The organism is Streptomyces sp. NPDC107454, assembly GCF_055582885.1.
In genome coordinates this window covers 643,483-656,558 of the sequence record NZ_JBVJPA010000002.1, presented here as the reverse complement: position 1 = coordinate 656,558, position 13,076 = coordinate 643,483, and the positions used below count along the sequence as shown (strand labels likewise).

Below are 13,076 nucleotides of genomic sequence, written 5' to 3'. Positions count from 1 at the left end.
CGTCAGCTTCTGGTCGCACGCCCGATCGACTCCACCAGCGGCAGCACCCGGTGCGGAACCCGCTCGCGCAGTGCCACCTCGGTGCGGGTGCGGACGACACCGGGCATGCTGATGAGCGCCTGGATCACGTCCTCCAGGTGGGCGTTGTCGCGCGCCACGACCCGGGTGAGCAGATCGCCCCCGCCCGTGATCGAGAACGCCTCGATGATCTCCGGTACGGCGGCCAGCGCGTCGCCGACCTCGTCGAGGTGGCCCTGCGTGACCTCGATGTGCACGAAGGCGAGGACGGGGTGGCCGAGCGCCGCGGGGGACAGCGAGGGGCCGGTACCAGTGATCACCCCGTCCCGTTCCAGCCGGTCGAGGCGGGCCTGGAGCGTGCCGCGGGCGACGCCGAGCATGCGGGCGTACTCGCGCACGCTGGTGCGCGGCTGCTCCAGCAGGAGCCGCAGGATGCGGGTGTCGAGTTCGTCCACGGCCATGATCCACCGGCCTCCCTGCCGCCTGGGCTGATCTTCTTCGACCGTACCAATGGCTCAGCCCGCCGTGACCCCGGTGGGCCGGTTCACCTCCTTGCGCCCAGCTTGTCCGCCGCGCCGCGTTTGCCGGTGCGTCGCCCACCGCGTTACCTGGAGAGGTGGCGCAGGGCTCGAGGAGCGGTGAGGAGCGACGATGATCACGCAGGAGCAGGTCGACCGAATTCTGCGGCTCGGCGGGAACGGGCTCCCGTTCGTCTCCCTCTATCTTCCGGTGGAACCGGACCAGCCCGGCCGTCGTACGTACCAAGCCCGGCTGGCCGGCCTGCTGGAGGGCATCAGGCCGCTCGCGGACGACCGCTCGCTGGAGCACGACGTACGGCTCTCGCTGCACGACGACATCGCGAAGATCGAGCAGCGGCTCGGCGAGGAACCCCAGCGGCCCGGTACCGTCGTCGTCTTCTCCTGCAGTGGCCACGGCGTCTACGAGGAGGTGTGGCTGCCGCGCGCCACCCGCGAACGCGTCGTCGTGGACGTGGACCCCTATGTCCGTCCGATGCTGGCGGTGCTCGACGAGTACGACCGCACCTGCGCGGTCGTCGTGGACGAGGTCGCCGCACAGGTCTGGGAGTACCACCTGGACGAGGTCCGGGAGCTGGAGGCGATCCGCGACCGGATGCTGCGGGAGCCCGAGCACGCCGAGGGGCTCGACGAGGTCCGGGTCCGCGACAGGGCCGACGAGCTGAGCAAAAGGCACTACCGGCGGCTCATCGGCGAGCTCAAGCGCCTGTTCAAGGAGGGAGGCTTCGATCTGCTGGCCATCGGCGGGCACCCCTACCAGGTACCGGCCTTCATCGAGTTCCTCCCCCGTGACCTGCACGACCGGGTCGTCGGCCGCTTCACCGCCGGCCGCGACACCGTGACCGCCGCCGACATCCGGGACGAAGTACGCCTCCTGGTGGCCGACCGCGCGTACCAGGAGCAGGAGCGGCTGGTCGGCGAGATCCTCGAGTCCGTCGCGACCAAGCACCACGCGACGGTCGGGCTCGACGACACCCTGTGGGCGGGCTCGCTGGCCGCGATCCGAACGCTGGCCGTGGACGCGGAGGCCGTCGTCCCGGGGGTCGTCTGCGACCGCGACGGGCTGCTGGCCCGCGCGGGGGAGCGGTGCCCGCTGTGCGCAGACGCCCTGCGCGAGGTCCCCGACGTCATCGAGGAACTGGTGAAGACCGTCATCGAGGACGGCGGCGAGGTCCGCCACATCGAGATGGAGACGGACCTGCACACGCACCTGACCGGGGCCCTGCTGCGCTTCGAGCTCCCCGCGCACCCGGTCGACACGGAGTGATGCCAATGGCATCCACGTGGCTCCCCTCTCCGCTCGGCGGCTGTGCCAATGGTCCAGTCCTTCGGAGTCCACTTGAGCCAACAGCCCCGATGATGCTGTGATGGGCAGGTCGATGGCGCTGCGGGACCCCCGCGGCGCCTTTTGCATGCCTGAAGTACAGGCTGAGCTCAAGGGGCGGGGAAACAGTGCTGAAGAGGGTGTTCGTGGCACCGGACCCGGGCCGGCTGCGGCTGCGCGGCGCCATCCGGGCCGTCCTCGGCATCGGCCTGGCGGTGGCCCTGTGCGGCGTCACCGGTTCCTCCCTCGCGGGTGCGGTCGCGGGAGGACTCGCGGCGCTGCTCGCCCTCTTCACGGTCACCGACGCCACGGTGCGCGGACAGCTGGCGACGACGGTGCTGCTGCCCGTGGTGGGCCTTCCGGTCCTGGCTCTCGCGGCCACCCTGCACGACCACCCGGCGGCGCGCGGCGCGGCCTTCCTCGCCGTCGTCGGCGCCGGTGTGTACGCCCGGCGCTGGGGCGCGCGCGGCCATGCCCTCGGCGTCTTCGGGTTCATGGCCTTCTTCATGGCGCAGTTCCTGCACACCGTGCCCGCGCGACTGCCCGAGCTGTACGGCGCCGTCCTGCTCGCCCTCCTCGCGTCCTCGGCGGTCCGGTTCGGACTGTGGTGCTACGAGCGCCGGATGCCGCCCGCCGCCCCGCCCGCCCCCTCGGCCGGCCGGGGCCTCACCCGTCCGACCACCCGCCAGGCGGTCCAGGCCGTCGTGGCCGCCGCCTTCGCCCTGGGCGTCGGAAGCCTGCTGTCCCAGGAGCGCTGGTACTGGGCCGTCGGCGCCACCTGGTGGATCTTCGTCAACACCACCTCGCGCGGCGAGACCCTGATCCGCGGCTATCGCCGGGTCCTCGGAACGGTGATCGGCATCGCCCTCGGGGCCTCGGTCGTCGTCCCCCTGCACGGTGCGCCCGTACCGACCGTGGTCCTGCTCGCCGTGTGTGTGTTCGTCATCTTCTACAGTGCCGCGGTCTCGTACACCTGGATGATGCTCGCGGTGACGGTGATGGCCGAGCTGCTGTACGGGACGTTCGGCGTGCTGGACCAGCACCTGGTCGTGCTGCGTCTGGCGGAGACCGGCATCGGGGCGATCGGCGCCGCGCTGGCGGTCCTGCTCGTGCTGCCGATCACCACGCACGCCACGACGGACGCCTGGATCGTACGGGCGATCCAGTGCGTCCACGCCTGCACGACCGAGGCCGCGGCCCGTCTGAACGGCTCCTCCACCGCCGACCCCGCGGCACGCGTCGCGGAGCTGGAGACCGTGCTGAACAAGGTGCGGCTCTCGCTCACCCCCCTTCTGCACCCCCTCAGTCCCCTGCGCGCCCGTGGCCGCAGGGCGCGCCAGGTACTCGCCGCGCTGAACACCTGCGCCCTGGAGGTACGGGGCCTCGCCGCCATCGCGTCGGACCCCGTGGCCTCCTGCGACGACCGCCTCACCGTCGCGTGCGAGCGCGTCGAGAGGGCCGTCGAGGCACTCACCTCACCCCAGCCGCGGCGGATCACGGTCCAGGCCGGAACACCTCCTCTGGAAGAGCCGGTACTCGCACACCTGCACGGACTCGAGCGGGCACTTGCCGACCTCGCCGCGCCCCTCCTGCACCCCCGTGCTTCGAACCCTGTTCGCGTCTGACACGCGTGACACGCGCGAGGCACGTGCACGGACCACGTAGAGGGTGGATCACCGCCCGGGCGGGGTAACCCCGCGGCTATCGGACGCACGGAACCCGCGGACCGTGGGGGAGCGGCGCGCGGGCCAAGCCGCTTGGGGGTGGCACCATGCGGGACTTCCCGCGAGGAACCGGACAGGGAGAGCGCTTCGGCGACGACGGGAGCGCGCGGCACCCGGTGCCGTGGGCCGACGGGCCGGGCGGCTGGCTGGACCGCGTTCCGGCAGGTCGCAGGGCCCGCGCGGCGCCCCCGGCCGCACTGCCGTACGCCAGCGGTGCCCGGCGGACGCAGCCGTCCGTCCCGGGTCTCGGCGGGCGCCTGACACCCGTGCCGGGCCGTTCCGACGCCCCGACGTCGCACGACGACTCCCCGCCGTACGCACTCCTGCGCGCCGCCGCCGAGTTCCTCACCCTCCGCCACACCGAGGAGCGCCTCGGCGACCCGGCCCGGCGTATCGCCGCCGCGTGGGCCGAGATCGCGGAGACCGGCACCTACCGCCACACCACCGAGGAACTCACCTTCGGCGCCCGCGTCGCCTGGCGCAACGCCAACCGCTGCATCGGGCGCCTGTACTGGCGCTCCCTCTGCGTCCGTGACCGCAGGGACGTGCGGACGGCCGAGGACGTCGCCGAGGCGTCGGCGGACCATCTGCGGGAGGCCGCCGGTGAGGGCAGGATCAGGGCGCTCATCACCGTCTTCGCGCCCGACCGGCCGGGCCGCCCAGGGCCACGGATCTGGAACGAACAGCTCATCCGGTACGCCGGATACGCCCGCCCGGACGGTGGCGTGACCGGCGATCCGCGCAACGCGGGCCTCACCGCGCTGGCCCGGCGGCTCGGCTGGCCCGGCGGCCCCGGCACCCCGTTCGACGTCCTGCCGCTGGTGATCCAGGGCGCCGCCCCCAGGCCCGACGACCAGCCCCGCTGGTTCACGCTGCCGCGGGACGCGGTGCTCGAAGTGGAGCTCGCCCACCCCGAGTACACCTGGTGGCGCTCGCTCGGACTGCGCTGGCACGCCGTGCCCGCGCTCGCCAACATGTGCCTGGAGATCGGCGGCATCTGCTACCCGGCGGCCCCGTTCAACGGCTGGTACATGGGCACCGAGATAGGCGCCCGCAACCTCGCCGACACCGACCGCTACAACCTCCTGCCGTACCTCGCCGACCGCCTCGGCCTCGACACCCGCACCGACCGCTCGCTGTGGAAGGACCGCGCGCTCGTCGAACTCAACCGCTCCGTCCTGCACTCCTTCGACCACGCGGGCGTCACCGTCACCGACCACCACACCGAGTCCCGGCGCTTCCTCACCCACCTCGGCCGCGAGGAGAGCAAGGGCCGCCGGGTCGGCGCCGACTGGTCGTGGATCGTGCCGCCCATCTCCGGCAGCGCCACCCCCGTCTTCCATCGCACCTACGAGACCGTGGAACGGCATCCCGCGTACGTCCACCACCCGGAGGCGCGCGCACGGGCGCTCGGGGAGGCGGGCGGGACCTTGGTCTAGACCGTTGGTCGCCGACTGCTACCGTCGGCCCCGGACAGTGCGGGACCGAGAGGGGAACGGCAGTGGCAGACGGCGGCACGCGGGAACAGCGGGCGTTCATCGGCTCGTTCACGGCGGCGGGAGGCCCCGGCGTCCTCACCGCGGCCGTGGACCGCGGCAGCGGCGCGCTGACCCTCCTGAGCGCGGTGGACGGCGTACCCGATCCCTCGTACCTCGCCCTCTCGCCGGCCCGCGACATGCTCTACGCGGTCAGCGAGACGGCCGACGGCGCGGTGGCCGCGTACCGGGTGGACGGCGACGAGCCGAAGGCCGCCGGGCCGTTGGTCTCCGTCGGAGGCAGCGGCCCCACGCACCTCAGCGTGTTCGACGGACACGTCCTGACCGCCAACTACGGCTCCGGCAGCGTCACCGCCCTGCCCGTGCGCGACGACGGCGCACTCGTCGGCGCCGCCTCCAGCGTGCTCCAGCACAAGGGCCGCGGCCCGCACACCCGGCGCCAGCAGAGCCCGCACGCCCACCAGGTCCAGCCCGACCCGAGCGGGCGCTGGGCCGTCAGCGTCGACCTCGGCACGGACTCCGTGCGGGTGTGCGCGCTGGACGGCGGCCGGCTCACGCTGCACCGCGAGATCGCGCTGCGCCCCGGCTCCGGGCCCCGTCACCTGGCCTTCCACCCGCGCGGCGCACACGCGTACGTGCTCAACGAACTCGCCCCCACGGTCACCGTCTGCCGCTGGAGCGCCCAGGAAGGCTCTCTGCGTCCCGTCGGGGAGACGCCGGTGCTCCCGGGGGTTCCGGACGGTGACGCGTACCCCTCGGGCATCGTGGTGTCGCCCGACGGGCGCTTCGTGTGGACCGCCACCCGCGGCCAGGACGTCGTCTCCGTGCTCACGCCCGACGCGGTGGGCGAAGGGCTGCGGCTGGTCGCCACGGTGCCCTGCGGCGGCACCTGGCCGCGCGCGCTGGCCCTCGACCCCTCGGGGCGCTTCCTGTACGCCGCCAACGAGCGCTCGGGGGACGTGACCTGGTTCGCGGTCGACCCGGACACGGGGGTGCCGCGACGGGGCGGCTCGGTGGAGGTTCCGGCGGCGTCCTGCGTGGTTTTCGGCTGACCCGCCCGGCGGCGGCCCGCTGCCGACGTACAAGCCGCCGACGTACGAGAGAAGGGCCCGCTCCGGTGAGAGGAGCGGGCCCTTCGACGTGCGAGGGGTGGTGCCTGGGCGGTCAGCGGACCGGCGCGCCCTGCGTCTGCTGCGGGGCGATGCCCAGCGCCGTCGTGTACTTGGCCAGCGCGAGCTTGCCGATCGCCGGGTACGGGCCGAGCGCCTCGGCGGCGGAGCAGCCCGCCTCCTTGGCGGCCGCGTCCAGCAGACCGGCGTCGATCTCCGGTCCGATCAGGTACGGAGCCAGGGCGAGCTGCTGGGAACCCGAGCCGCGCAGCTGCTCGGCGGTGGCCGCGATCGCGCCCTCCTCGTCCAGCGCCGCCGCCATCACCGGCACGGCGAGCCGCGCGGCGAGCAGCATGCCGGTGATCCCGGCCGCCTGTACGGCCTCTTCGCCGCCCACGGAGGCGAGGATGATGCCGTCGGCGGCCGTGGCCACGGTGAACAGCCGGGCACGGTCGGCGCGCGCCAGACCCGCCTCGGACAGACGCACGTGCAGCGCCTCCGCGAGCAGCGGGTGGGGGCCGAGAACGTCGGTCAGGTCGGCCGCGATCCGGCTCTCCATGACGGCCTGGCGGACCCGGCGCAGCAACGCGTTGTCCGGGCCGGCGAGCAGCGGCACCACGACGGCGACGGGGCCGTCGGGCTCGGTGACGTCCGCACCGGCGGCACGGGCCTGCTCATAGCGGGCGGTGCGCTCCTCGGCGGCACGCGTGAGCACGGACTGCAGCGTGGGGAACTCGGCGTCGTCCCCGTCGAGGTACCCGATCCGGGCGTCGAGGCCGGGCAGCTCGGAGCGCGCGATGCTCACGACCTCCTCGGCGAGGCTGCGCGTGGCCGCGCTGGAGGTGCCCGGCACCGCGAGGACGAGCGCAGGCGCGCCCTCGGGAGCCGCCAGCGGCTCGGGTCGGCGGTGCCGCCCGGGCTGGCGAGGCCGCGGCATTCGTACTGGCAGGCCGGACGCGGGCCCAGTGGGGGAGCTCATGGCGACGCATGTTACTGGTTTCTTGGGCTCCCCTGTTCGGGGAGGGTGCAGGTGAGCGGTATCCGTCCCCTTTTGTCTGATGAGTTACGCGTGGATCAGAAATGATCGGCGTGGCTGGACTCGCCGGTGCTGTGGTGCTCCTGTGGCGACCACGGTGGGAGTCGGCTTCACTGGTCCGACAGGGGGGATGAATCCCCCTTTTGGGGGGCGGACGGCGAGGTCGTGCCCTTTTCGGTCATCACATAGAGCATGTGTGCGTCGCGGGGGAGCGTGAGCCGGTCGCCCGCCAGGTCGACGGCGATCCGTACGGCGCCGTCCAGCGGGGTGCCCGCGGCCGGCACCTGCCGGGCGTGCGGCAACCGCTGCGTCAACTCCGTGCGCAGCGGTACGAGGAGGGGGTCGCCCATCTTGAACAGCCCCCCGGTGAGAGCGACCCGGTCCTCCCCGGTGTCCGGGCAGACGGCGGCCGCGGAGTCGGCCAGGTGCCGGGCGGCGGCGCGCAGTACGTCGCGCGCGACGGGGTCACCGACGGCGGACGCGGCGCACGCGCCCACCTCGGGCGCGAAGGAGGCGAGTACGGCGGGCCGGTCGGTGCGTGGATACAGCTTGCCCGGCAGCCCGGCCATCGGCCCGAACATCTCCTCGGCCCGCGCCAGCAACTGCCCCGACCCGCCCGGGCGCCCGTCGAAGGCCCGCAGGGCCGCCTCGAGCCCGGCGCGGCCGATCCACGCCCCACCGCCGCAGTCGCCGAGCAGATGGCCCCAGCCGTCCGCCCTGCGCCAGCTGCCCAGATCGGTGCCGACCGCGATCATGCCGGTACCCGCGGCGATCACCGCGCCCGGCCGGGGCCCGAGCGCGCCCACGTACGCGGTCACCGCGTCGGCGGCCAACGCGAGCCGCCGCACCCCGAGTTCACGCTCCAGCGCGGCGGGCAGCTCGGCGCGCAGCGCGTCGCCGAGGGTGGCGAGACCTGCCGCGCCGACGGCGACGGCCCCCAGTTCCTCCGTCCCGGTGGCGGCCATCAACTCCCGGGCCATCGGGAGCAGTTGCTCCAGCAGATGTCCGGCGTCGATGCCGCGCGGGCCGGTGCGGACCGGCTCCTTGGAGGTCAGTGGAACGCCCACGACATGCCCGCGCACGGCCAGCGCCGCCCGCAGCCCCGAGCCACCCGAGTCCACCGCCAGCACACCGGCCGAGGCGTGGGAGGGACGCAACAGGCTCCCCTCCTTTCTGCCGACCGGCCGCCGGTCGATCGGTTGGGTGATCGGCTGGACCGGCTCGACGATCTCGGCACGGAGGAAGGCTAGCGCCGAGAGGCGCCTCCGCGCGCGGCGCTCGTCCGTATGAATCCGCAGGAACGCGTCAGGTGAATCCGTAGGAATGCGTCACGGCGTGTGCCAGTAGAGTGGCACGTCGTGGCACCACGACCCTTGCATGAACTCATCGAAGCAGGCTGGGCGAAGGCTCTGGAACCTGCGGCCGAACGAATCGCCGCCATGGGGGACTTCCTCCGTGCCGAGATAGCGGCGGGCCGGACCTATCTCCCGGCCGGGGCGAATGTCCTACGGGCCTTCCAGCAGCCTTTCGACGACGTCCGCGTGCTGATCGTCGGCCAGGATCCCTACCCCACGCCGGGGATGGCCATCGGGCTGAGTTTCGCCGTGTCGCCCGAGGTGCGTTCACTGCCGGGCAGCCTGGAGAACATCTTCCGGGAACTGCACACGGACCTGGGGCTGCCGCGGCCCTCCAACGGCGATCTGACGCCCTGGACCGAGCAAGGGGTGCTGCTGCTCAACAGGGCGCTGACGACGGCGCCCCGCAAGCCCGCGGCGCACCGGGGCAAGGGCTGGGAAGAGGTCACGGAGCAGGCGATCCGGGCGCTGGTCGCGCGGGAGAAGCCGCTGGTGTCGATCCTGTGGGGGCGTGACGCCCGCAATCTGCGGCCGCTGCTCGGGGATCTCCCGGCGATCGAGTCCGCACACCCCTCACCGATGTCGGCCGATCGCGGCTTCTTCGGCTCGCGTCCGTTCAGCCGGGCCAACGAGCTGTTGGAGAGGCAGGGCGTCCAGCCGGTGGACTGGCGCCTGCCGTAGAGCGGTCACCGGATCTCGTGCCACCCGCGCGGGTTCCGGGGCTCACGTCGACGATCCACCCCGCGGCCACGAACACCGTCCGCGGGGTGGGCGAGCGCCTCGCCGTCGGGGCAGCCGCTGGGCCAACTGGCGTGCCTGGCCGACTGCTTCGCGCGAGGACCTGACCGGGCCGACGGCCGAGGCGGTCCACGTTTTCGGGCGGCGTCGTGCAACCCCGCCATCGTCGAACGCGTCGACGTGCACGAGACTGTGCTCCGCGACTGCGTTCCGCAGCTCGTCCGCACCGACCCGGGAGGGACCAACAGTATGATCATTTTTGGCACCAGGGGATACCTGTACCAGCTCGCGATACTGACGCTGGTGTGTGGCAGCTGCGGCAATCCCTCGGCGCACACGCTCCGCAAGCGTGTCACGAAGTTCACGCTCTTCTTCGTGCCGCTGTTCCCGATCTCGTCGAAGTACGCGACGCAGTGCACCTTCTGCGGCGTGGAGCAGAAGGCGACCAAGGAGCAGGCGGAGCAGCTGCAGGCGCAGGCCGCGAGCGCGCACGCCGCCCAGCAGTACGGTCAGCCGCAGCAGCCCCAGCAGCCGTACCAGGCCTGAGCCTGAGCCGGGGGCCGGCGCGGCGGTTCGTCGACGGCGCCGTGCTCCCCGCGGACGGCGCCGGTCCGCCGCCGACCCCTTCCGCGTGAGTCGTCCAGGCTGCATTCCGTGCCGCATCGGTCGGAAATGTCCCTCATCGGGCAATGATGGACTACTTGGACATGGCTTCTCGACGGAAGGGAACCCTCTCATGGGTCTGATCGGATCGATCGGCCTGATCCTGCATCCCCGGCGCAATCCGGGACCGGTCATCGAGTCGGTCGTGCAGTGGGCCCGCAAGAACGAGGCCGAGGTGCTGGGGCTGCCGGACGAGGTGGGCCGTATCGACTGCAGCGCCGTGGCCGTACCGGATGTGGACCTCGTCGCCCGGGCCGACCTGATCGTCAGTCTCGGCGGGGACGGGACCATGCTCCGTTCCATGAGGCTGTTGTCCGGAAGCGCAACTCCGGTGCTCGGCGTCAACCTGGGCCGGCTGGGCTTCCTCGCGGAGATCGATGTCGACGAGCTCCAGTCGGCGCTTGACCGTATCGACAGCGGCCAGTTCACCACCGAGGCCCGGATGGCCGTACGAACGCGCCTCCCGGACGGGCGCGAGGTCCGTGCGTTCAACGACATCGCCCTCGTACGGGTACCCGGCAGCGGCATGGCCGCCATCGCGATCCGGCTCCAGGGCGAGGAGTTCATCCGCTACGCCGCCGACGCCGTCGTGGTCTCCACCTCGACCGGATCCACGGCGTACAGCTTCGCCGCGGGCGGCCCGATCCTCTCGCCCCGGGTGGAAGCCATCCTGGTCGTCCCCGCCAGCGCGCACTCGTCGTTCGACCGGGCGCTCGCCCTGCCCGCGGACGAGGACGTCACCCTCGAGCTGCTCCCCACGACCGGGCGACTGGCGGTCGAGGTCGACGGCGAGGTGCTCGGCTACCTCGACGCGGGCGACCGTGTCACCGTGTCGGCATGCCCCGCGGCGGCTCAGGTCGTACGCCTGGGCGGTACGACGTTCTACCAGCGAGCACGCAGAAAACTCGGCATCAGAGGAAGTATCGAAGCGGGCGCGCGAACCTCCCAGGACCCCGCAGACCCCTCGACGGGGCCCTGAAGAGCGGGCCCAGGAACGCGCCGCGAGCGGCACGGCGGCCGACCCGGGGGAGGCGGCCGAAGCTCTTCGGTCTGCCCGGGGACGAGGGCCGGGTCGAGGAGTACGTACGGGCACACCCGCCGTGGACCGGCGGCACACGGGAGAGCGACCTGTTCGAGGGTGTCCGCGAGACGCCCCGAGGCGTACGGCCTCGCCCTGACCGGGGCTCAGTCCTGCCGGCCGACCCCTTGAAGCGCCGCCCGTTGCCGCGCGGCGCGCACCGCCGCCGACAGCGAGGCGATGTCGTAGGCGCCGTAGTGGCGGCGGCCGTTGACGAAGAACGTCGGGGTGCCCGAGACACCGCTGAGGTCGGCGGACTCCACGTCCGCCGCGACCCTGGCCGTCCCCGTGCCCTCGCGGAGATCCTTGCGGAAGCGTTCGGTGTCGAGGCCGATCTCCTCGGCGTAGCGGAGCAGGTCCTTCGGCCGCAGATCGCCCTGGTGCTGCATCAGCAGATCGTGCATCTCCCAGTACCCGTCCTGGTGGGCCGCGGCCTCGGCGGCCTCCGCGGCGAACTGGGCGTTCGGATGGACGTCGGTCAGCGGCAGATGCCGCCACACGTAGCGCACGTCGCCGAAGTCGGCGAGCAGCGCGCGGACCACGGGCTCGGCCAGGCCGCAGTACGTGCACTCGAAGTCCCCGTACTCGACGAGTGTCACGGGCGCCTCCAGCGGGCCGCGTACGTGGTCGCGGTCCACGTCCACGGGGTCGCTGAGGTCGACGATGGTGGTGCCCGTACCTAGGAGGGCCCGGATACGGGAACGCTTGGGAAGGGCATCGATCACCGAGGTGACCAGCCAGGTGAGGAGGAACGCGCCCACCACGGCGGCGAGGATGCCGACCTTCGCCTCCGCCAGCCGGGCCCCGTCGAAGGCGAGCGTCGCGATGAGCAGGGACACGGTGAACCCCACTCCCGCCAGGGTGCCGCCCGCGGTGATGGCGCCCCAGCCGACCGGCGGGTGCAGCCGCCCGCGGCTGGCGCGCGTCGTGAGCCAGGTGGCGCCGATGATGCCGAGCGGCTTGCCGAGCACGTAGCCGAGGAGGATGCCGAGGGCGATCGGTGAGGTGAAGGCATGGGCCAACTGGTCGGTGCTGATGGTGATGCCGGCGTTGGCGAGGGCGAACAGCGGCACGATCACATAGCTCGTCCAGGGGTGGAACATCCGCGTGAGCCGGTCGTTGGGCGAGAGCGTCGAGGCGATCCCGCGCCGTACGGAGCGCTCCAGTTCCGGCGTCGGCTGCTCGCGGAACCGCCGGAAAAGATGGCTGGCTCGTTCCAGGTCGACGCGCTCGGCGGGGTAGGCGTAGGTGAGCAGGCCCATCGCGAGCCCGGTCACGACCGGGTCCACCCCCGACTTGAGCAGCGCGACCCACACCGCCGCGCCCAGCACCGCGTACAGGGCGGGGATCCGCATCGCGAGGGTGCGCCGCACCAGCACGACGGCCGCGAAGAGGCCGAGCGCCGTCAGCAGCGCGGGCAGGGCCAGGGCGCCGCTGTAGGCGACGGCGATCACGGCCAGCGCCAGGAAGTCGTCCACGACGGAGACGGTGAGGATGAAGACCCGAAGGCTGTTGGGCAGCCGTGCCCCGAAGAGGGCGAGCATGCCCAGGGCGAAGGCCGTGTCCGTCGACATGGCGGCGCCCCAGCCGTGCAGGGAGTCGTGGCCCGCGTTGAGAGCGAGGTAGATCGCGATCGGCACGACCATGCCGCTGAGCCCGGCGAGCAGCGGCAGCGTGACCCTTCTGCGCTCCCGCAACTCGCCCAGGTCGAACTCCCGGCGCGCCTCGAGTCCCACGACGAAGAAGAACAGCGTCATCAGCCCGCTGTTCACCCACTCCCGCAGGTCCAGGGATACTCCGCCCGCCCCGAGGCGGACCGACAGCTCGGTGCTCCAGAAGGCCTCGTACGTGCCCGGCCCCAGGTTGGCCCAGGCGAGGGCCGCGAGCGTGGCGGCCAGCAGAACCGCGGCGCTGCCGGTCTCGGTCTGCAGGAAGGAGCGCAGCGGACCGCGCCCGCCCTTGCCGCACACGGTCTGGCCCGACATGGGCGAGGTCTCAG

Annotated in this window: 11 protein-coding genes; 7 read left to right on the top strand and 4 right to left on the bottom strand. The window is 72.7% G+C overall.

The genetic code is table 11. The annotated features are described in order from the left end of the window. Positions 1 to 2: 2 nt before the first annotated feature. On the bottom strand, positions 3 to 479 hold the full coding sequence (locus ACZ69M_RS07075; protein ID WP_351423299.1) for an Lrp/AsnC family transcriptional regulator: 477 nt from the start codon (positions 477 to 479) through the stop codon (positions 3 to 5). A 190-nt stretch (positions 480 to 669) separates the two neighbouring features. On the opposite strand from ACZ69M_RS07075, the gene ACZ69M_RS07070 reads away from it, so the two are divergent. The 4 genes from ACZ69M_RS07070 to ACZ69M_RS07055 all read left to right on the top strand — a co-directional run bounded on the left by ACZ69M_RS07070 (position 670) and on the right by ACZ69M_RS07055 (position 6,150). Continuing rightward, positions 670 to 1,821 carry a baeRF10 domain-containing protein gene (locus ACZ69M_RS07070; RefSeq protein WP_470047347.1) on the top strand — a complete coding sequence of 384 codons (1,152 nt, stop codon included), beginning with the start codon at positions 670 to 672 and terminating at the stop codon, positions 1,819 to 1,821. Between the two features lie 185 nt (positions 1,822 to 2,006). Continuing rightward, positions 2,007 to 3,503: an FUSC family protein gene (locus tag ACZ69M_RS07065; protein WP_470047345.1), complete on the top strand. Its 1,497-nt coding sequence runs from the start codon at positions 2,007 to 2,009 to the stop codon at positions 3,501 to 3,503. Positions 3,504 to 3,649: 146 nt separating this feature from the next. Next, entirely contained in the window at positions 3,650 to 5,041 is a 1,392-nt protein-coding gene (locus ACZ69M_RS07060) for a nitric oxide synthase oxygenase (RefSeq protein WP_470047343.1), read from the top strand. Positions 5,042 to 5,103: 62 nt separating this feature from the next. Beyond that, a complete protein-coding gene (locus tag ACZ69M_RS07055) occupies positions 5,104 to 6,150 on the top strand; it encodes a lactonase family protein (RefSeq protein ID WP_470047341.1) in 1,047 nt (348 codons plus the stop codon). Positions 6,151 to 6,262: 112 nt separating this feature from the next. Here ACZ69M_RS07055 and ACZ69M_RS07050 read toward each other — a convergent pair whose 3' ends face one another. Further along, a complete protein-coding gene (locus ACZ69M_RS07050) occupies positions 6,263 to 7,186 on the bottom strand; it encodes a sirohydrochlorin chelatase (protein ID WP_470047339.1) in 924 nt (307 codons plus the stop codon). 167 nt (positions 7,187 to 7,353) lie between these two features. Next, positions 7,354 to 8,400, bottom strand: coding sequence for an N-acetylglucosamine kinase (locus ACZ69M_RS07045; RefSeq protein WP_470047338.1), 1,047 nt, complete (start codon positions 8,398 to 8,400; stop codon positions 7,354 to 7,356). 201 nt (positions 8,401 to 8,601) lie between these two features. Here ACZ69M_RS07045 and ACZ69M_RS07040 point away from each other — a divergent pair, with 201 nt between their 5' ends. The 3 genes from ACZ69M_RS07040 (at position 8,602) to ACZ69M_RS07030 (ending at position 10,978) form a co-directional block, all read left to right on the top strand. Further along, a complete protein-coding gene (locus ACZ69M_RS07040) occupies positions 8,602 to 9,279 on the top strand; it encodes a uracil-DNA glycosylase (protein ID WP_054228853.1) in 678 nt (225 codons plus the stop codon). A 306-nt stretch (positions 9,280 to 9,585) separates the two neighbouring features. Then, positions 9,586 to 9,882 carry a zinc-ribbon domain-containing protein gene (locus ACZ69M_RS07035; RefSeq protein WP_352050851.1) on the top strand — a complete coding sequence of 99 codons (297 nt, stop codon included), beginning with the start codon at positions 9,586 to 9,588 and terminating at the stop codon, positions 9,880 to 9,882. A gap of 190 nt (positions 9,883 to 10,072) precedes the next feature. Further along, positions 10,073 to 10,978, top strand: coding sequence for an NAD(+)/NADH kinase (locus ACZ69M_RS07030; protein WP_470047336.1), 906 nt, complete (start codon positions 10,073 to 10,075; stop codon positions 10,976 to 10,978). A gap of 206 nt (positions 10,979 to 11,184) precedes the next feature. Here the strand turns inward: ACZ69M_RS07030 and nhaA are convergent, their stop codons facing one another. After that, positions 11,185 to 13,062, bottom strand: coding sequence for a Na+/H+ antiporter NhaA (nhaA, locus tag ACZ69M_RS07025; RefSeq protein ID WP_470047561.1), 1,878 nt, complete (start codon positions 13,060 to 13,062; stop codon positions 11,185 to 11,187). Positions 13,063 to 13,076 lie beyond the last annotated feature (14 nt).